At 37.3% G+C, this 24,820-nt stretch carries 35 protein-coding genes; 34 read left to right on the top strand and 1 reads right to left on the bottom strand.

Features of this window, described 5'->3' with window-relative positions; translation table 11 throughout:
* Nucleotides 1–79: 79 nt before the first annotated feature.
* The 7 genes from H9647_RS19625 to H9647_RS19595 all read left to right on the top strand — a co-directional run bounded on the left by H9647_RS19625 (nucleotide 80) and on the right by H9647_RS19595 (nucleotide 3,009).
* A complete protein-coding gene (locus tag H9647_RS19625) occupies nucleotides 80–361 on the top strand; it encodes an LPD11 domain-containing protein (protein ID WP_191803187.1) in 282 nt (93 codons plus the stop codon).
* A gap of 163 nt (nucleotides 362–524) precedes the next feature.
* The gene (locus tag H9647_RS19620) at nucleotides 525–728 is read left to right on the top strand and encodes an XRE family transcriptional regulator (RefSeq protein WP_404822643.1); all 204 of its coding nucleotides are present in this window, start codon (nucleotides 525–527) and stop codon (nucleotides 726–728) included.
* 52 nt (nucleotides 729–780) lie between these two features.
* On the top strand, nucleotides 781–1,047 hold the full coding sequence (locus tag H9647_RS19615; RefSeq protein ID WP_191803185.1) for a hypothetical protein: 267 nt from the start codon (nucleotides 781–783) through the stop codon (nucleotides 1,045–1,047).
* Between the two features lie 169 nt (nucleotides 1,048–1,216).
* Nucleotides 1,217–1,405, top strand: coding sequence for a hypothetical protein (locus H9647_RS19610; RefSeq protein ID WP_191803183.1), 189 nt, complete (start codon nucleotides 1,217–1,219; stop codon nucleotides 1,403–1,405).
* Nucleotides 1,406–1,470: 65 nt separating this feature from the next.
* Nucleotides 1,471–1,788 (top strand): hypothetical protein, encoded by a 318-nt coding sequence (locus tag H9647_RS19605; protein ID WP_191803181.1) that lies wholly within the window; start codon nucleotides 1,471–1,473, stop codon nucleotides 1,786–1,788.
* Nucleotides 1,789–1,988: 200 nt separating this feature from the next.
* Complete coding sequence (locus H9647_RS19600) at nucleotides 1,989–2,462, top strand: hypothetical protein (protein ID WP_191803179.1); 474 nt, start codon at nucleotides 1,989–1,991, stop codon at nucleotides 2,460–2,462.
* Nucleotide 2,463: 1 nt separating this feature from the next.
* Nucleotides 2,464–3,009 carry a hypothetical protein gene (locus H9647_RS19595; RefSeq protein ID WP_191803177.1) on the top strand — a complete coding sequence of 182 codons (546 nt, stop codon included), beginning with the start codon at nucleotides 2,464–2,466 and terminating at the stop codon, nucleotides 3,007–3,009.
* A 687-nt stretch (nucleotides 3,010–3,696) separates the two neighbouring features.
* Here H9647_RS19595 and H9647_RS19590 read toward each other — a convergent pair.
* Nucleotides 3,697–4,581 (bottom strand): hypothetical protein, encoded by an 885-nt coding sequence (locus H9647_RS19590; RefSeq protein WP_191803175.1) that lies wholly within the window; start codon nucleotides 4,579–4,581, stop codon nucleotides 3,697–3,699.
* Nucleotides 4,582–5,391: 810 nt separating this feature from the next.
* Between H9647_RS19590 and H9647_RS19585 the strand changes: the two genes are divergently transcribed.
* From H9647_RS19585 to H9647_RS19455, 27 genes are all read left to right on the top strand, one after another.
* A complete protein-coding gene (locus tag H9647_RS19585; RefSeq protein WP_191803173.1) occupies nucleotides 5,392–6,513 on the top strand; it encodes a replication initiator protein A in 1,122 nt (373 codons plus the stop codon).
* Between the two features lie 162 nt (nucleotides 6,514–6,675).
* Entirely contained in the window at nucleotides 6,676–7,119 is a 444-nt protein-coding gene (locus H9647_RS19580; RefSeq protein ID WP_191803171.1) for a hypothetical protein, read from the top strand.
* A 189-nt stretch (nucleotides 7,120–7,308) separates the two neighbouring features.
* Nucleotides 7,309–7,686, top strand: a complete 378-nt coding sequence (locus tag H9647_RS19575; RefSeq protein WP_191803169.1) for a hypothetical protein — start codon at nucleotides 7,309–7,311, stop codon at nucleotides 7,684–7,686.
* Nucleotides 7,687–7,750: 64 nt separating this feature from the next.
* On the top strand, nucleotides 7,751–8,290 hold the full coding sequence (locus tag H9647_RS19570) for a hypothetical protein (RefSeq protein ID WP_191803167.1): 540 nt from the start codon (nucleotides 7,751–7,753) through the stop codon (nucleotides 8,288–8,290).
* 224 nt (nucleotides 8,291–8,514) lie between these two features.
* Nucleotides 8,515–8,676, top strand: coding sequence for a hypothetical protein (locus H9647_RS19565; RefSeq protein ID WP_191803165.1), 162 nt, complete (start codon nucleotides 8,515–8,517; stop codon nucleotides 8,674–8,676).
* A 40-nt stretch (nucleotides 8,677–8,716) separates the two neighbouring features.
* A complete protein-coding gene (locus tag H9647_RS19560) occupies nucleotides 8,717–9,031 on the top strand; it encodes a hypothetical protein (protein ID WP_191803163.1) in 315 nt (104 codons plus the stop codon).
* Nucleotides 9,032–9,108: 77 nt separating this feature from the next.
* Nucleotides 9,109–9,324, top strand: coding sequence for an aspartyl-phosphate phosphatase Spo0E family protein (locus tag H9647_RS19555; RefSeq protein ID WP_191803161.1), 216 nt, complete (start codon nucleotides 9,109–9,111; stop codon nucleotides 9,322–9,324).
* Nucleotides 9,325–9,405: 81 nt separating this feature from the next.
* The gene (locus tag H9647_RS19550) at nucleotides 9,406–9,654 is read left to right on the top strand and encodes a hypothetical protein (protein WP_191803159.1); all 249 of its coding nucleotides are present in this window, start codon (nucleotides 9,406–9,408) and stop codon (nucleotides 9,652–9,654) included.
* Nucleotides 9,655–9,768: 114 nt separating this feature from the next.
* A complete protein-coding gene (locus H9647_RS19545) occupies nucleotides 9,769–10,326 on the top strand; it encodes a hypothetical protein (protein ID WP_191803157.1) in 558 nt (185 codons plus the stop codon).
* 209 nt (nucleotides 10,327–10,535) lie between these two features.
* Entirely contained in the window at nucleotides 10,536–11,051 is a 516-nt protein-coding gene (locus H9647_RS19540; protein WP_191803155.1) for a hypothetical protein, read from the top strand.
* Nucleotides 11,052–11,305: 254 nt separating this feature from the next.
* The gene (locus tag H9647_RS19535) at nucleotides 11,306–11,581 is read left to right on the top strand and encodes a hypothetical protein (RefSeq protein ID WP_191803153.1); all 276 of its coding nucleotides are present in this window, start codon (nucleotides 11,306–11,308) and stop codon (nucleotides 11,579–11,581) included.
* A 204-nt stretch (nucleotides 11,582–11,785) separates the two neighbouring features.
* On the top strand, nucleotides 11,786–12,133 hold the full coding sequence (locus tag H9647_RS19530; protein ID WP_191803151.1) for a type II toxin-antitoxin system RelE/ParE family toxin: 348 nt from the start codon (nucleotides 11,786–11,788) through the stop codon (nucleotides 12,131–12,133).
* 65 nt (nucleotides 12,134–12,198) lie between these two features.
* Nucleotides 12,199–12,516, top strand: a complete 318-nt coding sequence (locus H9647_RS19525; RefSeq protein WP_191803149.1) for a helix-turn-helix domain-containing protein — start codon at nucleotides 12,199–12,201, stop codon at nucleotides 12,514–12,516.
* 389 nt (nucleotides 12,517–12,905) lie between these two features.
* On the top strand, nucleotides 12,906–13,229 hold the full coding sequence (locus H9647_RS19520) for a hypothetical protein (protein ID WP_191803147.1): 324 nt from the start codon (nucleotides 12,906–12,908) through the stop codon (nucleotides 13,227–13,229).
* 348 nt (nucleotides 13,230–13,577) lie between these two features.
* Nucleotides 13,578–13,820 (top strand): hypothetical protein, encoded by a 243-nt coding sequence (locus H9647_RS19515; RefSeq protein ID WP_191803145.1) that lies wholly within the window; start codon nucleotides 13,578–13,580, stop codon nucleotides 13,818–13,820.
* A gap of 26 nt (nucleotides 13,821–13,846) precedes the next feature.
* On the top strand, nucleotides 13,847–14,161 hold the full coding sequence (locus tag H9647_RS19510; RefSeq protein WP_191803143.1) for a hypothetical protein: 315 nt from the start codon (nucleotides 13,847–13,849) through the stop codon (nucleotides 14,159–14,161).
* 150 nt (nucleotides 14,162–14,311) lie between these two features.
* Nucleotides 14,312–15,229, top strand: a complete 918-nt coding sequence (locus H9647_RS19505) for a hypothetical protein (protein WP_191803141.1) — start codon at nucleotides 14,312–14,314, stop codon at nucleotides 15,227–15,229.
* Between the two features lie 163 nt (nucleotides 15,230–15,392).
* Nucleotides 15,393–15,776 carry a hypothetical protein gene (locus H9647_RS19500; protein ID WP_191803139.1) on the top strand — a complete coding sequence of 128 codons (384 nt, stop codon included), beginning with the start codon at nucleotides 15,393–15,395 and terminating at the stop codon, nucleotides 15,774–15,776.
* 129 nt (nucleotides 15,777–15,905) lie between these two features.
* Nucleotides 15,906–16,151, top strand: coding sequence for a hypothetical protein (locus H9647_RS19495; protein ID WP_191803137.1), 246 nt, complete (start codon nucleotides 15,906–15,908; stop codon nucleotides 16,149–16,151).
* Nucleotides 16,152–16,155: 4 nt separating this feature from the next.
* Complete coding sequence (locus tag H9647_RS19490; protein WP_191803135.1) at nucleotides 16,156–16,818, top strand: hypothetical protein; 663 nt, start codon at nucleotides 16,156–16,158, stop codon at nucleotides 16,816–16,818.
* A gap of 13 nt (nucleotides 16,819–16,831) precedes the next feature.
* Entirely contained in the window at nucleotides 16,832–17,215 is a 384-nt protein-coding gene (locus tag H9647_RS19485) for a hypothetical protein (protein WP_191803133.1), read from the top strand.
* 2,968 nt (nucleotides 17,216–20,183) lie between these two features.
* Nucleotides 20,184–20,333: a hypothetical protein gene (locus tag H9647_RS19480; protein ID WP_191803131.1), complete on the top strand. Its 150-nt coding sequence runs from the start codon at nucleotides 20,184–20,186 to the stop codon at nucleotides 20,331–20,333.
* Between the two features lie 656 nt (nucleotides 20,334–20,989).
* Nucleotides 20,990–21,808, top strand: coding sequence for a hypothetical protein (locus H9647_RS19475; protein WP_191803129.1), 819 nt, complete (start codon nucleotides 20,990–20,992; stop codon nucleotides 21,806–21,808).
* Between the two features lie 140 nt (nucleotides 21,809–21,948).
* Complete coding sequence (locus H9647_RS19470; RefSeq protein ID WP_191803127.1) at nucleotides 21,949–22,206, top strand: hypothetical protein; 258 nt, start codon at nucleotides 21,949–21,951, stop codon at nucleotides 22,204–22,206.
* Between the two features lie 291 nt (nucleotides 22,207–22,497).
* Nucleotides 22,498–23,370 (top strand): DUF4326 domain-containing protein, encoded by an 873-nt coding sequence (locus H9647_RS19465; protein ID WP_191803125.1) that lies wholly within the window; start codon nucleotides 22,498–22,500, stop codon nucleotides 23,368–23,370.
* 62 nt (nucleotides 23,371–23,432) lie between these two features.
* Nucleotides 23,433–24,416 (top strand): DNA adenine methylase, encoded by a 984-nt coding sequence (locus H9647_RS19460; protein WP_191803123.1) that lies wholly within the window; start codon nucleotides 23,433–23,435, stop codon nucleotides 24,414–24,416.
* Between the two features lie 70 nt (nucleotides 24,417–24,486).
* On the top strand, nucleotides 24,487–24,699 hold the full coding sequence (locus tag H9647_RS19455; protein WP_191803121.1) for a hypothetical protein: 213 nt from the start codon (nucleotides 24,487–24,489) through the stop codon (nucleotides 24,697–24,699).
* Nucleotides 24,700–24,820: the final 121 nt, after the last annotated feature.

Below are 24,820 nucleotides of genomic sequence, written 5' to 3'. Positions count from 1 at the left end.
TAGCTTGGGAAATTAAGCTAAACGCTCGATAAGATACGTTACAAATTATGATTGCGAAATAACAACGGAGGTTTTGGCGATGCAAGGTATATTAAAATCAGATGCAACATTTCGTTATATGATGTTAGGCAGGTTCCAAAGTGACTGCGAGTATTATTTAAACAACGGTAACAGAAATACCAATATCCTTTGGGCTTTAGATGAGAAAGAGCATATCGATAATATGAAAAAGCTACACAATAGTTTCGCTGAAGATGATAAACCTGAATGGCTTACATGGGAACAAATCTTAGACTATGAAAGAAAAATGCTAAGTCTCGAAAATGCTGAAATAAATGAAGCCAAAGATCAGTTAAATTAGCTGTTCTCTTATCTAATCAGGGGAGGTCTTCCCCTCTTCCCCATACAGCAATAAGAACTACAAAGGTGCCCGTAAACGATCGCCTGTACATGTTTGTCTATCTCTTAACTCTGGTAAGATAAAAATAAGGTTAATCTATTGAAAGAAAAGGAGATGATCCTACGTGATACAAAGTAAGGTCACACCTTTCGGCTGGGCAATTAAAAGACGCCTAGCTGAACTCGAAGTAGATCAGAAAACATTCTGCGAACAAAATAATATACCACAGGCTCGCTTATCAGATCTGATCCATGGTAGAAGGAAATTAAAGCGCTATAGAAAGCAGGTTATTTTACTCTTAAATTTACATGAGTACGACATATCTTAATCGTTCCTCAAAATAAAGGTGCATTTTACGCCAAAAAGGAGATATATGATTGATGAAACTAACGAAAAAACAAATAGAAAGATATGAGGTTCTGATTTCTCATAATGCTCCGGGGGAAGCCTATGAGCAAATTGCAAGCGATGTAGGTCAAATTCGGTTCATGAATCTCTTTAAAAATATCAACCAGATCCATACAATTGAGGGCTATTTATCTTATGACATTCATGCTGTAAGAAACAGAATTAAAGAGGAGTTCAAAGAATATTTACAGCAAAGTCTGACAAAAGAAAGTTATGAGAATCTGGCACGATTCATTTGATTACACGAAGGATTCGCTGATTGGATGCAAGAAGTACGGAAATTCGGACTGGTGCGATAAACGTGCCGGTCTTTTTCGTATATTCTCCTAAATGGATCTATTTGCGATAAATATGCTGAGAGGTAGGAATACATATGAAATTTTCAAAAGTTGAGAGGTAGGAATACATATGAAATTTTCAAAAGTTGAAATGGAGAAACTCAGAGAAATAAAAGCACTTTTCGTACAAATTCAAGAGAAATTTGATGCTCTTCAGAATGAGACTCAAGAAAATATAAAGGATTATCATAACGAAAACCACAGCTTAAATCATTGTATTAGATGGGGGGCTCAAGCATCTGACGAACTAACGAGATAAAAAGCGCCGTCAAGGGACACTCTGCTTCCCATAGATCAAAAAACTAAATAAAAGGAGCAACATCAATGAATAAAACAGCATTTAAAAAATCCCCCCAGCATCATGCAGCTACACCCAACCCAATGACAGAAGAGGTAGCAGGCTGGACCCTTAGCGGCTTCATAGAAGGCGGTCAGAGTACAAAGCAAGCATATACACAATCCGTTGCCAATTTTGACTGGGAGGAAGGCGAGACAGCCCCAAGTTTTGCGGAAATCATACAATATTTCAAGGACCGATCAGACGAGCTTGAACAGCTTGAGCGGAGCGGAGATAGCTTCATAGTAGCCGAGCAGGATGAATTACAGTTCATTCAGCTGCTATTACAGCAGGAAAACAATTAGAAAGAGATCTTAAGCCCCATGATATGCGTGTAGCAGCCAGAGCAAAGCAAGTAAGACGTAGCAATGTAGCAATCGGGGGACTCATAAGGCGATGATTTTAACGAAATAACCCCTGCTCAGACTGCTCACCATAAGTTTTCGTCTTATAGAGCGGTTAAAGCGATACAAAAAATGGCATAGCGCAGAGAGGAAACTTATATATGGGATTTACTAAAGGATCATGGGACATATTCAAACCTTTGATCGAAGCATTATATCCTAACAGCAAATTTCATCAGGTCCATCAGGGAGATTTTATCCTCATTGTTGAACAATTCGAAGATGAAACTTATGTTCACCGGATTGTTCCAGAAACAGGTGATTTACAGACCTTAGATAATTGGTGCTTGTGGATGTGGAAACAGAACCTGTGGCTTCAAGAACCAATTAAGATTATAGCAACATGGTCTTTACATACCAACAAGAATGGCTACTACAGCGTTTTTGATGACTACGATGTTGCCATAGAGTTAATGCAGCTTACTGGCCATACCGTAGTGCAAGGATTCTCTACAGACCACCCACTCCCAAACGTAGGTAAATTCTATGTAGACAAAGATGAACTTATTGAAGACATTCTCAACGAAGAATATATGACTCAAGATCTTATCACAGATACTACGGAGGTAAAATAATATGACACATGGTAAAGAAAAACTTACGCAAGAACAAAGAGAAACACTGTTACATGAGAACATTGCTGAAATTGGTACCCTTGTAGGTTGCCTAATCAGTAGCGGTGCTTTTCCGAAATCTGATTTAGACGTCCCTAGCACAGATGTAAGTCAGTCCATCATATCGTGGGCTAAGGAATTTGAAGACAAGTATCAGGGCCCTGATTTTGATTACAGTAAAGGTGTCCCTGAATTAGGTAACCCAGCAGGCTACCTAGATGCTATAGACCACTTTACGGAACTGAAGATGCGTGAAGCAAAATGGCTTACAGAAGACTACATGAATGACAAAAATCGCTTCTGGAACATGGAGTATTACGTCGATATAGAGTTCAGAGTTACTCGAACGATTAAGGTCACCGCAGTCAGTGATGAACACGCTAATTCACAGGCACAAGAGTGGTGGGACCAAGTATCACTAGAAGAAGCTACTGCAGATGCCGACAACATGGATGAATTCTGTATACGAGAAGTTCTTAGCGTACAAGAATCAGAAAAATGGCAATAACAGTTGAAACTTAAAGGGAATTGCTTAGCGAGTTAATATGCAAAAGTACTTTCCCTCATATAAAATTCAGACCAATAATCTTAAAATGGATCTTTGAAGCTCTTCCTAAAAGGAGATTCTAAAGGATCTGAAGGAGGAAAATTATACTACAGTCAAATCCACAACAAACAATCATTGAATGGGCCTGTCCAAACGAGTGCGAAATTAGTCATGTTTTAGTATGTGGTGGTGATTTTGGAAACACAGAGGTCCCTGACCAGTGCTTTCAAATGCAACTCGACGGGCTATATACGAACCGTTTTAGTGATGGATCATTAGGTGTGCCTAATGAGTGCTTTGAACACGCTGATGGCGGTTGTGGAACTGAACCAATCTGTCCGGAATGTCGTACAGAATGTGTAAATAAGAAAACGACCCACAATGGATAAATTCAATCCCCTTTTGAAGTGCAATGACTGGTACAGAATAAGACCCCTCTTTGGATCTCGTGTCTGTTTTTAATGGTCTCCCTTACTACATCGAAGCTGAATTATCGTTTAGCTAAAGAGATTTTAGTGAAAATAGAAAGTCTCTAAAGTTCAATTACAAGAAAATAGCTGTGAACTGTTCCATCCTGGACCTGATAAATAGCTGCTAGTACTGGAAAAGACCATCCAGTAAGAAAAATATGGCAAGATCTGTAGAAAATTAAGAGACTTGTCCGGTTTTCATCAATTCTATCTCCGTGCGCACCTTTAAATCTTCGTTGCTGAAGGTAGCTTTAAACCACGAAATTGGATTATGAATTTTGTTTTTAGCTAAATACTCCGTAAACTTCTCAAGTGACCTAAAAATCGAGTCAAAATGGTGCTTTTGTATGCTGCTCTCGATATGCGGATATAGCTTAGAGATCAGACGTGGTGGAAGATTAAAGTACTTGCAGCATGATAAAAATTCCTCTTGGAGATAACAAATCGTGCCTGTTCCTTGAAACTTGATCATTTTCTTAACCACGTCTGCATATTGTGCATATTTTGACAATTCAGACATGTGTTCGCGCGTATTTGGTGTATCTTCTTCTTCTTTTAGATCTGTTGAAGTATAAAGATCTAAAGAATCTTGATTAATAAAACCTGCATTATAGGGTGCATACTGTGCACATGGAAAATTGATATCAGATGCATCTTGTGCAGAAAATGCATGCTCTGCATGATAAATATCAAATTCAGGTGTATCTTTTACATTTATTGGTACTGTTGAATTCATTTCATTAACTGCTGAAGAAGATTCGATCACGGTATATAAATTGGATGTCTGTTTAACTGGACAACCTACGACTTCTTTAAACCGAGGTTTTTTTTCAATTTCATTACGATCAACCAAATCTTTGACAACATACTGTGCTTTGCGCTTCGACATGCTGCCAGCTGCTGCAATCGTATCGTAATCAGGAAAAACACTTCCATATTCCGCTTGATAGACTTTGAATATAATCATTACCATTTTCTCGTATATTTTAAGTTCCTGATTATCAAGTACACTTTTCAGACCTTTAACTAAATGTTGTTCAGATGAAATAAAATTTGTCAGCATGAATAGTCCTCCCAGAGTCCAATCATGCCAATCCCCTTGAATTTAAAGCTGATTTTGCGTATAATAAGGGAACTGGCATGTTAATTTTTGGCATGTTAATTTTTGCGAATTTAACACGCCCCCAGGATATCTGTTTTTTCCAGAAACAGTTACCTGCGGTTTTGTTTAATTGCTGTCAAGAGTTCGTACCTCAAGATAGCGAGTGATTCTAATCATTTTCGAATTGGCCATAAGGCCTGCTCCCATTGGGAGCTTTTTTTTTAGAAATTTTTAAGAGAATTGTGGTATAAACTAGTAATTTAACATTAATGCCATTGTATTTTGTCGTATTCTCTGAGTCAAGGTATCGTGGTTGAAAGGACATTTACTATATGTCGTGGTCGAAAGGACGATATATCGTGGTTGAAAGGACGGTATATCGTGGTTGAAAGGACATAATATCGTGGTTGAAAAACAAAAAAGTCCTTCGAAAATATTTTTTAGTATGGAGGTTGAAAGGAAGCTTATACTCAAAAGTTCATTCGACCTCGTATAGATCACTACTTTCAATTCATGATTATTATGGAACGCTATGTTATGGCGATTATTACTTTTTTTTGAGCTTAATAGAGAGAATGGTATTAAAAGTTGATAGCCAGATACACATAAAGCTAAGAAAAACTATCGTGGTTGAAAGAACATATTATCGTGGTCGAAAGGACGATATATCGTGGTCGAAAGGACATTTTAGTCAAATTTATAGTCAATATTAAAAGGTATGGTATTCTATATATACGAAAAATGCGGATATAAGAAAGGAGCTGTTATCAAATGCCTCCTCGAAAAATTAGTTTAGAACAATGGGTTGGTAAAATAACAGCGTTAGATCTTCCTATTGAAGATCCTAAAGTACAGGAACTCATTACTAAGGCAGCTGACCAATTAAAGACGAAAACAAAAGAAGTTGCTTTAAAGCAGATACAAATTGAAGGAACCAGTGAACTCCAACTAGCTAAAAGATTAGTCCAGGAGCAACTTACGGATGAAGAAAGAGACCAGATTAACAAGGAAATCTTCGAACATCAAATAAAACAAAAAATTTGGGTAGAATCGCAGGTAATCAGACGAGCTACCTACTACAATAAGCCTTCCCATCCCTATGGACATATTTTCTCGGAGAGTGCGATCAGTTCAATATCAACACCAAGGGCTAAAAAAACAGCTACTGAAGTGGAAAATACTCTCGTCCGCGACAATAGAAGAACAAAAATCTATCATCCAGCTAAGAAAGAACTGACCCTACAAGATGCAAAGGTATTAATTGGGATTCATAAGCTATGGGAAGTAAGTGGAAAACAGAAAGAATTCGAGTTCACTATTTATTCTCTTGCTAAAGCCATGAATCGTAATACGAGTGGAAGGACCTATCAAGAAATCTGGCAATCCCTTGAAGTACTCCAAGATAGTAAGTTTGAATTTACCTACTATCATGAAAAAGGTTTAATCGATTCATTAGATCGGATAAATATCTTACAGGCAATTGGGCGGCGCGATAAAAATGAAACATTCAAGATCATGTTCTCTGATCCAGTTTACCGTTCATTACAGTCAGGAGCTATTGCTTACTTAAGTCTAGCCATTCTTGAAGACTTAAAGGCAGGCACAGCACAGAATTTATATCTCTTTTTACCAGCACAAGTTGCTCAAGGTATCACACGCTGGCCTTTAGATGAAATTGCACTCCTCATGGGAATAAAAGCAAACAGACCTACTAAGAAAAAGCAGATCGTAGAGGAAGCATGTCAGAATATGATGGAGATTTCTCTTTTGGATGGTTATAAATTACATGAAGATGAGACTGGGTCAACTTTCCTAGAGATTAGACCTTCCAAACTATTACTCTCTTCAGGAAATAGTGTTAACACCGTGGAACAACTTACATTCTCACTATAAGAGAATGTAAGTTGTTTTTTTTATTTACGAAACCTGCCGGCTTTACCGACCGATAAAGAATATAGAAATATGTAATAGACATAGGACTTAGAAAGTATGAGTGTGCCTTTTGAAGTTATCGAAACAGAATGGGATGTAGTAGAACTTAGGAGGGCTTAGAGAGTGTTAGAAACACTAAAGAACCTTAGAGTGGTATGTGTGGTGCTTGGTACAGGGGCACTTGTGGTAGACTTGGTATTCTTAGATGGGGACAATACAGCTGTAATAGTTGTACTGACTCTAATAGCGATGTTGGTTCTTACTAATAGCGTAATCAAGGCATCTTCCCAAAATCAGGTTGGTAAAGAATATATTGACGTTAATCTCACTTTATCCAATGCTTTTTGTGACAAAGGTGAGGAAGACGGAATTACGTGGCAAGTTAGAAAAACAAGTGATGTTTGCTTTACGATTACGGTAGGGAAAAGAACTGATCACGTCTATGTAAAACGGGAACCAATCTTTGGCTTACCCGCTAGGGAACTGGATAAAATTAAGCTAATATTAACTAACGCGGTTAATATAGTTAAAGGGGAACAGAAGTATGCTGAAGATATGGAGTTTTAATGACTCAAGGCAAGAAATTAAATAACAATTAGCACAAATCATTGATGTTATATTTAATAGCATTAAAGAAGTACCATATTACCTAGAAACGGATGAATTGCTTTGTATTATTGAGAGGTGACTCGTACTTGGAAGATCGGTTGAGTTTGCCTACAAACTAACGCAGAAAGAAAGAAGGAAAGATAGAAAATGAGTATCAGTAGTTTTGTGCTTGGTCTGTTGGGCGGTTTGAATATTCCGTTTCTTGACAAAGCATCTAGAACTTCCGAAGCAAGCGGGGAAATAAGACATCAAAAAGTTATGAAACTGAAGGTGCCCAAGAACCCCACACAACCAAAGAGAAAAGAAAGGGTAAATTTTGCACAGTTTGATAGAAGAGGTGTCGAAGAACATATCACATGGGATGTTATCAGGACAGCGGATAAAGAGTTCATTGTCAAAGCTGGTAGGCATGAGGAAGTAGTAACTATTGGGCATACGCCTAAGTTTGAAGTTGCCCCAATGGACACGGTTAAAATAAATAGAGCCTTAGTCCTAGTGCTAGACTTTGCTAAGGTAGATAAATAGGAGAAATTAAATTGCTTAATAGAAAAGGTAAAGCAGGTAGTGAAAAGGAAGGAGGGTGTTTTAAGTGAGAAAATTGCAATTATCTGAATTGGTATCTTTATCTATACTTTCAGCATTTTTCGTTTTGGCTGGGGGTGCTGTCCTTACGATCGTTGGTGTAATAGAGCATCCTATGTTTGACAGATTTTATATCTTTGCATTGCTAATAACCATTTCCGGTCTCATAGCAGCACTTGCTATCTTGATGTATTCGGCAATCAAAACTAAAGAACAAAAACCTTACGGTTTTTACAACGTAATTTCTGACGTTGTAGAATTCCATATTGGCTCAAAGGTAAAGAGACCCATTGGATTAAGAAAATCGATACGCGTTATGAAAAGCTATGCAGAAGAATTAAATAAGGATATTGTATTCTGTACAAATCTGCTCGACACGGAAAAGATAAACAATTTAGAAAAACGGTTTAATGTAAAGATAGACATTTATCCAGTCAGCAAATTTAAAAAGGTATTATTTTATTTTCCATATCTGATGACATTCGTCTGGGTGAAAAAAGTTAAACGGTATCCGCTCGTTAAGGGAGTAGTACGTATCTCCAAATGACAGTTAACGGTTGAAACCTGCACTGAAGACGAATTTTATGGTAGTAAGGGTAATAGCACCGGCATGATTTTCATGCCGGTGTTTTTTTGTTGAATTCCACGAATCCTATGATCAATAACTCGCCCGAGAAGAACTTATTTCTGTCTTGGATAAACGAAAAGCGCCGGCAAGCCGGCCAATAAGCAGGACGAAGTAAAAAAACAAATCCATAGGGGGACTTAATAATGAACCTTAATAATTATAATGCCGTAAGCGCAGTGCCAACTGAACTGATCTCTGAAGACGTAATGCCGTTTGGAGAGGAAGTCGGCGCGATATACGGGCAACTCAAGTGGGAACGCCAAACGGATGAGATATTTGGAGAAGTATATGTCGCCAACATTTAATCCAAATCCTAAACAAAGAAAATTTGAGGAGTGATCATAAATGAAGATGAACATTAATAACTACAATGAAATTAGCCCACTGCCGGTGGATGTGCTCACAGGGAAAGTGATTCCTTTCGGATCTGAAATTGTACTCTATGATGACGAATCGATGTCATTAGCCAATGGAACAGTACCTAGTTGGTCTGTAAGTGCTCCATTTACGCTCAGAAGGGAGTGGTGGAATAAGCACGTTGAGCTTGAACGTAGTGCTTTTGCTGATGCTGCGGAGTACCTGGCATGGGAATATGAGCAGACAGATCTCGGCTATCTATTTTATGTGCCGGAATTTGATTTAGAGCCAATTGCAGGCTAAAGGAGTGAAGGCGGATTTCAACCCATAATTCTTTTTAATCGTCGTTGAAGCATTAGCGGAGAGGGTGTTGCTGAGATATGGAAAATCCAAGTTCACTAGAGGGAATACAGGATCAAATTCAGATTATTTGGACGGATCTGGAGGCGCTTCGATCATTGATGGAAAGAATCGGCTCAGAGCTTGGACTACTCAGTCAAGAGGTGATTGAAGTATCTCAAAAACTGGATGAGAAAATCAATCAATATATTCTACTTACCAAGCAATTGAAAGACATGAAAAAACCGACTACCTAAGTAATCGGCTTAATCCTTGAGGCGTAATAACTTTGCGGGTCATACGCCTCTCCATACTAACAAAACAGGAGTGATTGAACAATGAATATTATTAACACGCCTTGGTGGCAAGCAATTGGAGCATTTCTCTTTATCGGACTTATCGTGGTCTGTATGTATAATCTCTGGGACCTAAAGCGTGAACAACAGGCAGCAGATGATGAAGCTGAAGCTATAAATAGAGCTAAACAGGAATCAAAAAATGCAACAAAAATTTATCTCAAGCCAGCCCAATACATTTATCCAAAAACAGAGGATGTAGCTGTTAAAACCAGCTCACGCCCCATATAACAAATATATCAAAATAGCCATGAACCGTTAACACGGTACATGGCTATTTATTTTATAGCTGTTTGTGGGTGAACAAAGAATTACCAAAAACTAAAATAAGAGGAGCTAATTATTATGAATATTCAAACTGACTTACAGGTTCTTATGCCTACAGCCCAAGCAATCGAGTTCAATCATCTACAAGGATATACAGGATCTATCACCGAGGACATTAAGACTTTCCGTGGTATGCCTTATTTTATAACTGATGGCCATCGAGTAATGGCATTTGAGTTCGTGACGTACGCCGACTATCTTCTTATTGAAATTGCGTGTGTCGCTACGAACAATATTGACTACTACGCTATCCTAGCCGATGGATATGGTGCTCGTTACGATGGACCGAAAGTGGAATGGAATGACCCTCAATCTTACCAGTTAATGACTCGTGCATTAGAAGAGGTTGTTATTCCTGAAGCTCGTAAGGCGAACATCAAAGGGCTAGCACTTGATAGTCAGCTAATCACTTATAACAAAGAGTGGATGAAGATGTGCGTAGATCGTGGAATCGTTACGAACATGAATGGTGCTTTTGGTATTCCATTCACCACCGATTTCGGAGCTTACACACTTAGTAACGATGATCCTGTATTCAACAGAAAGATGGACACCGACGAAGATTTACCATTCTAAAACAAAGCAGAGAGGCAGAGAGAATGAACCTTATATTTCTGTCTCTTTTCTCAAATAAATTTACTATATCCGTTGATAAATCCCTTTGTTATCAATGGTTTTCTTCCTCCATCGGGAATCTCTAAAAGGAGTAATTTGATATATATAATCGATATCGGTTATGATTATAACCAATATCGATTAAATGTTTCGTTTGGAGGAGTTTATAAATGTCCATAATTGAAAGTACTAAAGAGAAAATTGTAGAGCTGGAGCGGGCTGCAGACCAATTTGCACTGATAAAAGACACGCTACCGTTTGAAGTACGGTTCACTACTCAAGGGCTAATAGATAATCAGTTAAAAGATTTGAGATATCGTCTCGAAAAATTAACATCCTTACGATCAAATAAAAGCTGTACTGTCTGTGATAATTGGATAAAGGAAGATCAAGAACCGGTACAATTATTTTATCAATATAATAACACGGCAGATCCAGCTAATATTACTGTTTGTCCATCTTGTATCGGTTCGATGAAAAAAGTGATGTTTACAAACGAAGCGGAAAAATTATGGGGATTGCAACCAGGAACAATCAAACAAGACCGCAGGCTAGGTAATCTGCAGGCATTTGAAGAAATAGGTTTGGTATATCATACAGGTAGATACATTAAGATACATGAGTTAGTCATGAAAAATTATTACGAGCCTAGAATAAAAGAACGTGAGAAAAAAGCTAAAAAATAATTGCAATACTCCATTAATCAAATTAGTTTGTCAGAACATATAGAGTAGATCTTTGCTCCAATATAGACTGGGGGCGGTTTGGTTACCCCCTCAGTACCTTTATTACTTAGTACGGTGTAATTTATACCTAGTATGGCGTAAACTCTTGGTCCTCAGAAGACGAGCTTTAAATAAATCAAAAGCGCCGGTAAACCGGCCGATAAAAAGCTTGAAATTAAACGAAAAGATAGAACGACTACATAGGAGGTTAATCAATGACAAGAATGCAACATATTCAAATAAAAGGGCATAACGGAACATGGAGCGAAATCAGTAATCGAAACACATCTGACGGACATAAGCTCTTCTTAATGGAGCACGACCAGTACGGGGAGGATGCAGCTAGCGTCATCGTTGATGAGAACGGTGAATTGCTATTAGAAGATGTTATGAACGGATTCGCTGATTACGCTTATGCGCTTGCATCAGAATCGGATGAGGAGACTCCTGACAGCCAAAGCCTGACTCGCAGAGTGATGGTTGACCGATAATCTTCAAAAAGCGAAAAGATGGGTAAGTTTGTGTTCTTGCCGAACAACCTACCTTCTACACAAACTTCTATTATAGGGCTCTCCATTGTGGAGAGCTCTTTTAATCGTTTGTAAATATTGTAATTTTATATCGTTGGAGATATAATTATATCGAGAATGATATAATTTATTCTTACTACTATCGACACAAGAAAGAGGTTATTCATGGCGGAAGTTATATTTTACTACACGGAGAAGGGCAACTCAGAAGTTGAGAAAGTCCTAACCGAATTAAACGAAAGTGCTAAGAAGGGTAATCGACAAGCGACGGCAGCGCTTGAAGCAATCGAATACTCGATAGACAAAGTAGAACATGGGATGCCCCATACAAGGCAACTCCAAGGTCCACTTTACGAAATACGAGCCAAGCGATACCGGATTACGTATTTCCGATGGGAAGGTTACATAGTGCTTTTGACGATATTTGTGAAAAGCACCCAACAAACCCCCAAGGCTGAAATTGATAGGGCTCGAAAACGAATGAAGGATTGGGTTGCTAGGGAAGGCTCGTAATATAGTGAAATAGGGTAGAAGATATGTGTAATCTTCTACCCAATCATAGTGGAGGTGATAATCAAATGAATAATAATAAAAAACTCAGAACATGGAGTAACTTCAAAAAAGAATTGGATTACAAGTCTGAGTATGAGAAAAAAGTGATCAGTGAGATGGCAAAATTGGTTGTACAGATCGTTAATAGACGTAAGTCTCTTGGACTCACTCAAGCCCAAGTTGCTGAACGAGCAGGAATAACCCAGGCTCAGGTAGCAAGGTTGGAGACTTCATCATCAGTCCCTTCCATCGAAACAGTGATGAAAATTGCAGTTGCTTTGGATATGACTGTTGGTCTGAGTGCTCTGGATGAACAAGCGGCGGGAGTAATGGCTCATGCTTAAGTAAGTCTAGGAACGTTGATCTTTAAATGATATGTAGTATTTAACCGCCATGAATAATAGAGCCCCTGCCGGGGCTCTATTTCTTTTGGCAATTATAACAATGAGTAGTAGTCGAAGTGATTTAAATAAACGATTGTTATAAAGAAGTTTAGCACCTTAATACCGCACCCATTAATGGGTGCGGTATTTTTTTTAGAAAAGCGCAGCTTACGCTGCCAATAAAACTAATGATAACGAAAATTAAATTATCACTACCGATTTAACTCTACCAGACATATTTAAGTTCGGTAATTCTTGAAAAGCGCGGCTAGCGCCCCCAATAAATAAAATGAAGTATGAAATAAAAGTTATAAAACTATCATTGATTTTATATAGAGGAGGATATTTTTATGAGAAAAAGATTTGAATTTGATTTTGAGGGAGAAAAGATCTCAGGAACGGATTGGGCAAAGCCCAGCAATGGATTATTTCAAGCACATCCGAAGACTATAATTTTTGATGAGCATGTAGCAAACAGAATTATAAGTTATCAATCTTTAGATGAAGATTTAGAAATCTACGACGATTATTTAAAACGTTTAGCTGATGCATTTAATCAAACAAAATTGTTCGATTATCAATTTAATAATAATGTTCTTGATTATTTTATGTTAACACATGATCATCATTTGTTAGTTTCTCCAGAAGAGGAGGATGCTGTAAGATGCATGTGATAGAAATACATGGGTGACGTATATGATAGGGACGTTCTGATGCTGATCAGGGAAGGCACGACTACATCATGCTCGCTACGACTTGCTGCGCTCCCATCAAGTAGCCATGCATAAGGGCAGCATCATGATTTTGCTACGCTTCATCATCATGCAAGGACCTATACAATAAGAGATGAAAAGGATAGAACCGATATAAGCCGAGACACTTCTAAGAAGTATCGTAAGCGAATTACAGAGACTAACCATTCTTTAGGTAACAAAGTACCAAGCTTGTTATTCATTAATAAATATAAATAGCGGAGAATTGGCTGAGATTTAAAACGATAAATTTAAGAAGGTGGAGATAAAATGTTTTATGTGGCAGTTAAGAGTGGAACGAACGGGTATGAAGACATTGATAATTGCGACATGCTTCTCACAAAAATCCCAAGCAACGATATTCCAAGAAAGGGAGATATCTTGGAATTTAACGACATCGAGGACAAAGTACATAGCAAATATCTAGTGAGAGAAATAAAGAGATATTACCAACGTGCAACTGAACAACAAGTATACGCTGAGTTCATTTACGTATATGTAATTAACGCATAATTTTACTTAAAGAATGGAGAATAAAAATGATAACTGTTGAAGCAAGTAATGAAGTCGTAAATGAGTTGTTAGATATAGCGGACAAACATGGTATTTCTTATGATAGTTATGATGGAGTTTTATTAGACAATTATATTATGCATAACGCTGAAATTATTAATATCGGAAAAAATAATGCACGCTATATTATCGTTGAGGAAACATGCTTAAATGAATGGTCTAGTGGTACTAGGTTGATTTTAACTAATTCATACGATGAAATGATGAGTTATGAGACAGAATTTAAAAATAGAATTTCAGAGATAGAAATTAAATATCTTTTGTCTCAAAATATGAGCTAAAATACCGAACCTCTAAGGTTCGGTATTTTTTTTGTGGCAAGCGCGGCTTATGCCGCCAATATACGAAATGATGAACAAAAGTACATAGTAAGACATTAATATTTGTCATTGAGTATTTTGCGAGAAAAAACGATAAAGGGGATTTTTAGAATGGAGAAAACATATCGAATTAACTATATTGAAGGCAACAAAAATAAATTTATAGATTTACCTAAAGGCGCTGATATTGAACAAGTATATAATCAAATGAATACGTTAAAGTTTGAAGGATACACCGATATAGTATTAGGTTTCACTCCTTTCTTTCCAGTGGAACAATATAGATTACTGGAAAGATTATTAGGGGTAATGGAGAGTTTGATTACAGCCATTGAATTAGATGATACCGAAATCCTAGAGAACCAATTAGCTGAAATGAAGATTTTCGGGAGTTCTATAGATGAAAGTGCAAGAGAATTAAGCTATGTTTTGGAAGGTATGAAGGGAACTATTTTGGATACAAGTTACCCCAAAAGCCTAAATTTAGATGATGTACAATCATTCTTGAAACATATGAACTCATCAAATTCTAATCTAATGGATCAATTGCAAGATCGCAAAATTGGGTATACGAATGATTATGATGTAACAATGACACTGAAAGGACAATCTATCAATTTGCCGATGAATGCGGATCTTTATACTGGATTAGATGCCCTTATAAGAAATGAATTAGATTATTCGAGTACTATTTCCCCTAAGTTAACAACTTTTGGATTAGATGCAAATGAGGGAATCGCATTTGAAGGTTACACACTTGGTGAAAAGTGGAATGGTTGGGCGATGCCGTACTTTACTAAAGATCAAGCTATTTTGATCACCCAAATATTTAATAATAACAATAAAGATAAAGAAGATTATTCTTCTAGTCATTATGATCCTACCAATGATACTTTTGAATTTCTTCTGTTCGGACAAACAGAAGAAGAAAAAGAAAAATATGATGCTACTGAATTATGCATTAATGGTGTTATAACTAAAGTTTACCAAATCGGAGCAGGTTCATGGACATGGGATGAAATAGAATAGGAAAGCAGCCCCCTTTGCAGGGGGCTGCTTGCTTTATAACTACCTGAAGCATATAAAATCTGATTACCGATCCCATTAAAAGGATTGGTAATTTTTTTTAACAAAAGCGCGGCTAACGCCGCCGATAAAACAAATGACAATGAAATATTAGGAGCGTGACGATATGTATACAACTGCCTATAGACCAACTCAAGATTTTCTGATTACTGATCTGTCAGATAGTCATTATGATAAACTGATTATTTTCAAGCACTGCGTGTGCCAAATCGGTGATATTGAAAATTATATGCCTTATTGTTTCACAGGAAGTATTCTGATTGATATGATGGCAAAGATGGGCGCGAAAAACAACGATAGATTCCTAACGTGTCGAGTAATTAATGGTAAACTCGAAGACGGATCTTGGGCTTTCGTTAAACTGAGCCGCAAAGACGATCTTCGCGTTCTAAGTAACCGTACTTTAGTCCAACACTGTCCTGATTCGCTTGTAGGAAGTGTTCTTACTCAGGTACAACGAAAAATGCTAATAAAAGGATTATCTATATAAATTTATTACATGCCACCTATACCTAAGTAAAAAAACCGATCCCATAAAAGGATCGGTTTTTTTTCTAAATCGCGGCTTGTACCCGCCAATAAATCAAATGACAATGAAATATTAGGAGCGAGACGGGATATGAAGACTACAACTTCTGATGTATTGAGCAGTAGGGGTGCTATAGGATCGGAAGGCATTAAAATAATTGGTCATAGAGGAACATGGTACACACTGGAAAGTTCGCACTATGAAGGCGAAAGAGTATTTCTACTTGAACATGAGCAGTACGGTGACGAAGCAGCTCACATCATCGTTAACCAAGACCGTAAAATTATAATGGAAAATGTCTGGAATGGATTTTCAGACTTGTGGGAGGGAAATTAAAAAAATGCCAAAATTTGAGATGGAAAGAAACTACGAGAGTCGAGTTACCCTAAAAACAAATGACATACTCGTCGCGATTAAAATGAATAGTAACTATGAAGGTGATCTATACGTAGATGGCCAGCTAGCAATGTCATGTCTAGGCCTCCCAATGGAAGAAAACGCAATAAAGCTTATGAAATATGGTATCACCGCCTATGTAAAGAATGACAGATGGAGATATAAGTATACCGACGAGAGTAAGAATGTTAAGCGTTACTACGTAAGTCCCTATGCTTACAAGTGGGACGGCGTTGAGAAAATCCAGTACAACATTCACGATTATCCAACTGATAAAGACGTAGAAGAATTTGAATCATTGAAAGCAGTATTTAAGAATGTTAGGGATTACACCGAACTCTTAAGCTACGATCCAGAAGATGTACACGTTGTAATTTGGGATGATATTTGGGGATGCCATACCTTCTCTCATACAGACTGGAAAAAGGACGAAGAGCCAGTAAGGCATCACCTTTACTACGGAGATGAAACACACTCGAACTGGAGTGGAACTAAAGATGCTTGCGAAAAACTGATCTCCAGGCTTACTAAACTGAGCCCTAATATATATAAAGAACCTAAGCTGTTCAGCATCATTCCTCATGAAAACCTACCAAATAAAAAATAAAAGGATGATTACCATGAAAAAAGTTATCTGTTTAGCATGCAAAGAAATATCAAGTGAAAACGAATGGTCAGCAGCAGGCATCGAAGAAATAAACGGAATCAGTAAGTTTAGTGGCGGTTGTCCAACATGTCATGGAGAATTCTACAAGCAATTACCAATCTTAATTGCATTATTATTAGAAGATAATAAAGGCAACTTTCCATATCGTTCATTGGTTGGAGGTCATCAATATATATTTCATGATCAATCTAAAGATACATATTGTACTGATTGTGCCAACAAAAGCAAAGAGGAAATAACAGGAGTAATGGTTCATTTGGAAGGTGAATCTTTGCAATGTAAATCATGTAATAAAGAAATCAAATCAGAATATGCAAACAATAAAAAAGCGGTTTGAAAACTGCTAGGATGCTTAAACAGGAATGTTTGAGTATTCCAATGAAGATTTTAAACTATTATGACCCCTCACAAAATTCCATAACATTTATTAACCCTCGCCCCAGTGGCGAGGGTTTCTTTTTTTACAACAGAGAAGAAGCAGGTATATCGAAGCAACAGAAGAGAAATTTGTAGATGTAGAATCGCTCACTAGTTTGGATAGTTAATTTATACGAAAAATATGTATAGTGGTGTGAGACACTCTTAACATTTATCAAAACAGTTATGAATTTTACATTACATATGAAAAATAATGTAGAATTATATTCATATTTATTTGATAAATTATTTCGTATTTTTTAATTATATGACGATTAATTACATCAAATGCGTAATTATTACACATATTATGCTGTATATTGTATGTAAAAGGCGAAAATCTATGATTTTAACGATTCAATTACTATAGTGTATAATATATATTTATTTTAAGGTAATAAATGATTAATATTTAGCGTATTAAATGAATAAAATTTTAATTATAGTATGCCATATTGAAAATAACGATAATAAATTAGTAATTATATGCTTTATTAAATGAGTATAAAATATCATATTTTTTAAGATCCATAAATTAATGTAAAATGCGACACAATGACTTCTAAATAGTCGAATATATAGCTTAAATTCCTTCAATACATCTGTAAAACGGCCCATACTCGACAAAACTAGGTGAAAAATGAGCAGCTGGGAGCCAAACCAAGGCTATTAGATCAGTTTAAAAAGGGCTTTACATAGGACATTTCGTTTTTAATTATCATATAGCAAAAAATACAAACAATCAGATGAAGTAAAACTAACGAATTATCTTAAATAATAAGGCTTGAAACTTCGTATTCGATCAACAACTCAGCCTGAACTGCGTGGTCCCCTCGTCACTCTAAAACCGTATCGTTCCTACCCCCACAATCCACTCCTAAGGAGAATTTCCTGAACCGTCAATCTCACTAGATTGACGGGATTTTTTGACAACAGAATGGACCAATTTGATTGATACCAGAAAGAACTGAAAAGCAGATATAAAACCTTGGTTCGATCAATAAACCGTCTTGAATTGAGCGGTCCCCTCGTCACTCTAAAACCGTGTCGTTCCTACCCCCACAATCCATTCCTAAAAAGAATTTCCTGAACCGCCAATCTCACTAGATTGACGGGATTTTTTGACAACAGAATGGACCAATTTAATTGGCACCAGAAAGAACAGAAAAGTAAATATAAAACCTGGTTCGATCGATAAGCCGTCCTGAATTGAGCGGGCCCCTCGTCACTCCAAAACCATGTCGTTCCTACCCCCACAATCCATCCCGAAGATGAATTTCTTGGAACCGTCAATCTAACATCAAATTGACGGACTTTTATGACAACAGAATGGACCGATTTAAATTGAACAACAGAAAGATCTGGTCCGAACAACAAACCGGAATGGATTGTACGGGCCCCTCGTCACTCCTAAAATCATGTCGTTCCTACCCCCACAATCCATTCCGAAGAATCCCTCTCTAAAACCGTGCGGAACCAACTTTTCTTCACCGCGTACTTTGTACGCACAAAACATATTTTTTGAAGGAATAACCCCCCTAATTCTCGCGCCCGATCTTCTCGATGGATTGACTGTCTGGTAAACCTAAAGCGGCTAGATCAACGCTCCGCTCACGCTACGCAAGACCGGTCCGAACAACGTACCCTAGTACAAATTTTCTGACAACTCCGATCAGCAGCGTGCAAAAAAACCGGCGTGATTGCTACCCCGAAAACACCGTCCCGGAAAAGCGTCAGTCGCAAGCGACCGGGTCGGAAATACCGGGCTGAAAAACGCCCGGAAATATCTGCACGTTACAGCAATGTTGTCATACGCCGTGACACATCGTGCAATTCGCGACAATTTTCACGAATCCCATAATAACGCCGTTTTTGCCATACGGAATACGCGGCGTATTTTACTTCGGTTCTCGCACAAATCACTTCGAACGCTTGCCACGCCTAAATTTATCGACAACGCACACTATATAACGTTGAATCGGAATGCACTAGAGTAAAGAGCATAAGAAACACGTATGACATTCCGCTGCGCTTCATGTCAGTCGGCATAGCCGACCGTGTTTCCCACTGCGTCGTTTCGATGCCATGCATCTCGCTCCTTGCCCCTTCGGGGTGCTCATTCGAAGCTTCCTATTCGGGCGCTTCTACCGTTTGAAAATCAACACTGCACTATCGCTCAAAACACATGGTTTTTCTCTTTCGTTCCGTAAAAACAAGAAGTAGTTCAACCGCGCCAGTTGCCTTCGGCAAAGCTGATCAAACGTGTACGTTTGATTAGCAGAGCGCGAATAAACCTTTGTACATACACCAATCTGAAATACCGGTCGTCAACGACATGCGTTGCCAACTAAAAGGGAAAAAATCCATTAGAAATTTGACATCCTTATAAAACAAAAATGGGTGCCGTAGGGTAAGTATATACCGGTCTGAAATACCAGTCGTCAACGACATGCGTTGCCAACTAAAAGTAAATATCCGGTATACAAGATGGCACCCCTATAAAATCAAAATGGCTCAATATACATCCACACCGATCTGGATTACCAGTCGTCAACGACGTGCGTTGCCAACCAAAAGTAAATGAACGGTGTATAAAAACGCCATTCCTTTTAGAACTAAAAACGAAAGACATCGAACTGAAGTACCTCTTGTCAACGACATGCGTTGCCAATAAAGAACTATATAATTAGCGTTAAACACAGCAACCTTTTTAATCAGATAATCAGCTGCCAAGCATATGAAAAATGATCTGAAAAACCAGTCGCCAACGACATGCGTTGTCGACCAAATTTGGCTACGGGAGACATGCCCCCTTGCCAAAATTTTTTCGTAATTCAAAAGCGTATTATAAGATAACTTTCCTAACGATCACGATGACAAATTCATAAATGTATACTGAAAATAAATACTTTTCTAAGATCATGAAAATCACAAAGCATGACGAAAAGACGAAAGTAGCAGCCGTATTATTTGTTTTAAATACTGCATCGAAGAAAGAAGAAATTCGTTGCACAAGACGACATTTTAACTATACCTAAAGGTTATATTTTTTTTAGGAATCAATTCATGGTTATTAATAGATAGTCTTAATATTCATATGTTAAAATGTGCAAATATTTTATAGGCTCTTTTACTAGAATGTTACTCCTAAATATAAAAAGAGCTGCATCAGAAATAATCTATCCAGATCGATCTTTGAGACGAAACATTTAATCATAAAAGACTTTACTTATACCAATAAGAAAATGTTCAGATATTGCCTCCAACTAATCTTAAAATTCATCAGCAATTCGTTCAAAAGCTATGGCTATTGTCCAGCTCATTGCAAGTTCAGTTAACTTAAAATGAGAAAAATCACAAAAATCCATATTAAATTGTATTAAGCTAAATTCTAATCTTCTATTGAATTCATATGTTAAGCGCTTACATTTTGTTTATGAACGTAATCAATAAGCACTAGAAGTAACAAGATATGATACACTGATGGATGAAAAACCCAATCTTATCTATTATTTTGTGGTGCTACATTGCGACATGCCCAGACACTTGAGAACTTATAAAATGTGTTGCTATCACCTGGTGTCGTCATGTCCGGTACAAAGAGTGAGTTTAGATTAAAAAATCAATTTACATAATTAGAGCAAACAATATAAAAAGATTGAAATAACCAATATAACGTAGAGAGGTGAATATCATGAATTCAAGAACTATAAAGAATCTGAAAAAAGAAAATACCCTGCGTAGAGAACATCTAAATCATCGCAAGGTATCGATACCTAGAAATGGAAACTTCGATCGGCATGTTCATGAACCATTTACAGAGCATTTCAAAAAAGGCATTTTCAAAAACGACATTTATTTTACAATAAAGCCAGGCTTCATTGCTTGGGTCTATATTAAAAATATTCTACTTTTCAATATACCAGCATTCGGTATTCATGCTGTTCTGCTCTTTTTGAGCTTCATGAACAATATTGTACTTAATGAGAACAGCTCACTAACAACAACTGCAGGTGGTGCTCAGTTACTTTTTCTGTCATATGGTTTTTGTACCTTGATGGCGTTTCGAAGAATTAACGATCATATGGCGTATTACAATAACACGATGTTAATCAGTAAATATGACATAAACCGAACTCTAATTAAGATGATTTGGAGAACAATCGATTATAGTGAAAATAAAGAAATCGCGGTAATGGATCACTACCGTCTTAAATTCATCAAGCCGAATTTATTCCCTACAACAAAAGAACTCGCTCTTGAAGAGCAACTATACATAAGAAATCAAAAAAGTAGACATGAAGTAGTTCGTCAAAGTTCTGAAATGAGATACAATCGGTTTACCATTGAAAACAAAAGAGAAGAACATATTGCTGCCAAACATATTGCCGATTGGAAGCAAAATGAATATGGTGGTTCAAACGAATATGACATGCTGGTTCGTAAATATAGTCACCGTGCTGCTCCCGTAATTCGGGACATGATCAAAGAATTAGAAAACCATTCAATCTAAAAAGCAGAAAATCCAGCTGAGATCCGGTGAGTTCTAATATGTTAAAATGGTAAAATAAAACGATACTAGAGAAACATGGCGTCGCCCGATAAAAAATAAAATTATTCATTATACTTCAAACCAAAAAAGGATATTAAAATATGAACGAATCTAAAAACGAAAAAGAATTAAGTGAAAATAATCTTGTTATTAGTTACGATATCGGTGGTGTCGTTGGTCCTGGACCCTTAATTGGTCCACATTCAGATCCCGAAGAAGAAGCGCTTCGGCAAACTGAGATCAAAAAGAGTATCTGTCCGACTTGCGGTGGTCGCCTAATCCGAGGAAAAAAGAATAAGCTCATCGAGTACAAGCGTACATGGAACTGTATTAATTGTGGAACACGACACTACAAGTAAATAGTAAAAATAATATAGTCACCGTATAGCTTCCAAGAGGGAAGATCTAAATATTAAAAGCACCCGACGAAAAATCGTTGGATGCTTTTTTTTTGTTGCTTTGAGTCCGATAACTATACTTTATAGATAGTAAAGAATGTACAGTAGTTCTGCCCTCTAATAAATAAGGTAAGTCAAGAAGCTACCCGATCCGTGACCAAGACTTTATTTTTCCGATTTTCATACTCTGAGCAACAGAAAAAATAAACGATGGACAGTGTGCTACAAAATATAATAAAAAGGGTGGAAAATATGAACAAAAAAACGACCGTTGTAAACAAACATAGTGGAGACGCATACGACATATACATCGGCCGTGGTTCGAAATGGGGAAATCCTTTTTCTCACATGGACAACACGACAGCAGAGTTTAAAGTGTCTACGCGTGAAGAAGCAGTACAGAAACACAGAGAATGGATTCTGACGCAACCCCATTTGCTTGCCGATTTACATGAACTAAGAGGGAAAGTTCTTTGTTGCTTTTGCGCTCCAAAAGTATGTCATGGACATACCTTGGCCCAAATGGCTGACGCACTTGACGATACTGTTATGGTAAAAACTGTCGTACATATTGGTTTTACAGGACATCGACCGGACAAATTGGCTGGATACGATTTATCCGTACCTGGCTATCGTGAGATGCAAGACGACCTAGAATCCTATATCCGACGTAATTTAGAAGTTTATGATCAAGTAGTCGGCCATTCAGGTCTGGCATTAGGTGGTGATACGATATGGTCCAAGGCCATTCTTGCAATGAAAGATGCTTTTCCCGGCCGTGTTCTATTTCATGCAGAGATTCCGATGATGGAACAGGCAGAAGCATGGTTTAAATCAACTGATATAGAATTCTGGCATAAACAAATTCACCATGCCGATTTTAAGACTATATATGGATCATTAGAAGAATGTAATAAAATTTCAGACAAAAAAAGGCGCGATGCTGTTCGAAAAAAACGAGCCTCGGAATTTATGGATCTGCGCAATAAAGGGATGCTTAATCATTCCGATATGCTGCTCGCATTACATAATGGTTCGAACGGCGGAACTGGCAACGCCGTAGCATACGCTAAGGAAATCGAATTAGACATGTATGTAGTACATCCAGATGTATATTTTGCATAAAATCATAAGCAGACGCCATATTGGCGTCTGCATTTTTTTTATAGAAGAAAGAAGGTTAAACTGTGATCCTGGTCTGCCAAAAATGCGAAGCTACTTACGACTGTATAAATGATATCCCACCCGATAAAAATTCTGAGGGGTTCTGGTGCGATGAATGCCAATACTTTTCATACTTCGATCCTACTAAAGAACGTCCGTCATTCCTTCTCTTTTTAGAAACTGCATCGTCTGCAGATTCTCCTATCACTTCAAAACCAAAAATTAAATTAAAAAAACAACTATCCCCATTACGATATCCAGGTGGAAAAAGCAAAATTGCAGATCAGTTGCTCTTATCTATGCGACCCGAACAACTGGATACCCTTATCAGTGTATATGCGGGAGGGGCTAGTGTTGAACTTGCCTTGCTAGACGCTAAGCAAATTAAAAATCTAATTTTAAATGATATTGACTTCGGTATATATTCGCTATTTTACTTAATAAAGAACCATCCTGAAGATCTAATATATAGAATTAAAAACTGTGAGCCGACTCACGATGAATTTTTTAGGCAACGAGAAATAATTAAAGAAGATTACAGCGGTGTCGATATGTTGGATGCAGCATGGGCGATACTACTCGTTAACAGGCTTGCCTACTCAGGCATTTACAAGGCAAATCCTTTAGGTGGGAGATACGGTACTAAGAATGATCTACTCTCTCGTTTCAATCCAGACACTTTAAGTAGGCGAATATCTCACATTCATAGTATGAGTGATCGTATTGTTATTCACCATCAAAATGCATTGGAATTCATAGAAGACCAAATGTGGTCAAATCAATCCACACTCTGGATTGATCCACCATATTTTGAAAAGGGTCACGCTTTGTATCGCCACTTTTACACTGAAGAACAGCACATAGAGGTGTGTGATTTACTAGACAGTTGTTACGAAGAATTCCCGAATGCTGATTTTATTGTTACTTATGATAATCATCCATTCATCCGAGAACTGTATGATAAATATGCTACTAAAATCGAGTTGAATCGACGTTTTAGCGTATAATGAGGAAAACTGTATAGAGATTAGTAAGCAGAAGAAATCATATTATAGCTCACAAGAAGGGAGTCTTGATATGCTCACACCAACAGGGAAAATTAATATTGTACATATGTTGCCTGGGGAACAAGTTACCATTGGAGGATATGCAGTAGGAGAGGATATACGTTTTGAAGTAAATCGTACCGATTCGAAATATACTGTAAAGGTCTTTGATCGTCTAGTTCTTTTAGACACTGAATCTTTTCCAACCTCGCATGAAGTAATCGAGTATATAGAGAGATTTTAGAAATAAGATGGGGAAAGTCGCAAGCATGATCAATTCATACGATAACTCGCTCATGCTCGATATCATCTATTCTATTTTTAAATAGACAAAAAAGGGGACCTTTGCGGTTCCCTTTTTTTTT

This window comes from Paenibacillus gallinarum (assembly GCF_014836635.1).
Lineage (GTDB): Bacteria > Bacillota > Bacilli > Paenibacillales > Paenibacillaceae > Paenibacillus > Paenibacillus gallinarum.
Note: the sequence above shows the minus strand (reverse complement) of the source record. Positions and strands in the feature narration are given on the sequence as shown.

Bases quoted from the DNA above. Each gene is read 5' to 3' on its own strand.
- H9647_RS19625 (WP_191803187.1), top strand. From the start codon at position 80: ATGCAAGGTATATTAAAATCAGATGCAACATTTCGTTATATGATGTTA.
- H9647_RS19615 (WP_191803185.1), top strand. From the start codon at position 781: ATGAAACTAACGAAAAAACAAATAGAAAGATATGAGGTTCTGATTTCT.
- H9647_RS19610 (WP_191803183.1), top strand. From the start codon at position 1,217: ATGAAATTTTCAAAAGTTGAAATGGAGAAACTCAGAGAAATAAAAGCA.
- H9647_RS19605 (WP_191803181.1), top strand. From the start codon at position 1,471: ATGAATAAAACAGCATTTAAAAAATCCCCCCAGCATCATGCAGCTACA.
- H9647_RS19600 (WP_191803179.1), top strand. From the start codon at position 1,989: ATGGGATTTACTAAAGGATCATGGGACATATTCAAACCTTTGATCGAA.
- H9647_RS19595 (WP_191803177.1), top strand. From the start codon at position 2,464: ATGACACATGGTAAAGAAAAACTTACGCAAGAACAAAGAGAAACACTG.
- H9647_RS19590 (WP_191803175.1), bottom strand. From the start codon at position 4,581: ATGCTGACAAATTTTATTTCATCTGAACAACATTTAGTTAAAGGTCTG.
- H9647_RS19585 (WP_191803173.1), top strand. From the start codon at position 5,392: ATGCCTCCTCGAAAAATTAGTTTAGAACAATGGGTTGGTAAAATAACA.
- H9647_RS19575 (WP_191803169.1), top strand. From the start codon at position 7,309: ATGAGTATCAGTAGTTTTGTGCTTGGTCTGTTGGGCGGTTTGAATATT.
- H9647_RS19565 (WP_191803165.1), top strand. From the start codon at position 8,515: ATGAACCTTAATAATTATAATGCCGTAAGCGCAGTGCCAACTGAACTG.
- H9647_RS19560 (WP_191803163.1), top strand. From the start codon at position 8,717: ATGAAGATGAACATTAATAACTACAATGAAATTAGCCCACTGCCGGTG.
- H9647_RS19555 (WP_191803161.1), top strand. From the start codon at position 9,109: ATGGAAAATCCAAGTTCACTAGAGGGAATACAGGATCAAATTCAGATT.
- H9647_RS19550 (WP_191803159.1), top strand. From the start codon at position 9,406: ATGAATATTATTAACACGCCTTGGTGGCAAGCAATTGGAGCATTTCTC.
- H9647_RS19545 (WP_191803157.1), top strand. From the start codon at position 9,769: ATGAATATTCAAACTGACTTACAGGTTCTTATGCCTACAGCCCAAGCA.
- H9647_RS19540 (WP_191803155.1), top strand. From the start codon at position 10,536: ATGTCCATAATTGAAAGTACTAAAGAGAAAATTGTAGAGCTGGAGCGG.
- H9647_RS19535 (WP_191803153.1), top strand. From the start codon at position 11,306: ATGACAAGAATGCAACATATTCAAATAAAAGGGCATAACGGAACATGG.
- H9647_RS19530 (WP_191803151.1), top strand. From the start codon at position 11,786: ATGGCGGAAGTTATATTTTACTACACGGAGAAGGGCAACTCAGAAGTT.
- H9647_RS19525 (WP_191803149.1), top strand. From the start codon at position 12,199: ATGAATAATAATAAAAAACTCAGAACATGGAGTAACTTCAAAAAAGAA.
- H9647_RS19520 (WP_191803147.1), top strand. From the start codon at position 12,906: ATGAGAAAAAGATTTGAATTTGATTTTGAGGGAGAAAAGATCTCAGGA.
- H9647_RS19515 (WP_191803145.1), top strand. From the start codon at position 13,578: ATGTTTTATGTGGCAGTTAAGAGTGGAACGAACGGGTATGAAGACATT.
- H9647_RS19510 (WP_191803143.1), top strand. From the start codon at position 13,847: ATGATAACTGTTGAAGCAAGTAATGAAGTCGTAAATGAGTTGTTAGAT.
- H9647_RS19505 (WP_191803141.1), top strand. From the start codon at position 14,312: ATGGAGAAAACATATCGAATTAACTATATTGAAGGCAACAAAAATAAA.
- H9647_RS19500 (WP_191803139.1), top strand. From the start codon at position 15,393: ATGTATACAACTGCCTATAGACCAACTCAAGATTTTCTGATTACTGAT.
- H9647_RS19495 (WP_191803137.1), top strand. From the start codon at position 15,906: ATGAAGACTACAACTTCTGATGTATTGAGCAGTAGGGGTGCTATAGGA.
- H9647_RS19490 (WP_191803135.1), top strand. From the start codon at position 16,156: ATGCCAAAATTTGAGATGGAAAGAAACTACGAGAGTCGAGTTACCCTA.
- H9647_RS19485 (WP_191803133.1), top strand. From the start codon at position 16,832: ATGAAAAAAGTTATCTGTTTAGCATGCAAAGAAATATCAAGTGAAAAC.
- H9647_RS19480 (WP_191803131.1), top strand. From the start codon at position 20,184: ATGTATACTGAAAATAAATACTTTTCTAAGATCATGAAAATCACAAAG.
- H9647_RS19475 (WP_191803129.1), top strand. From the start codon at position 20,990: ATGAATTCAAGAACTATAAAGAATCTGAAAAAAGAAAATACCCTGCGT.
- H9647_RS19470 (WP_191803127.1), top strand. From the start codon at position 21,949: ATGAACGAATCTAAAAACGAAAAAGAATTAAGTGAAAATAATCTTGTT.
- H9647_RS19465 (WP_191803125.1), top strand. From the start codon at position 22,498: ATGAACAAAAAAACGACCGTTGTAAACAAACATAGTGGAGACGCATAC.
- H9647_RS19455 (WP_191803121.1), top strand. From the start codon at position 24,487: ATGCTCACACCAACAGGGAAAATTAATATTGTACATATGTTGCCTGGG.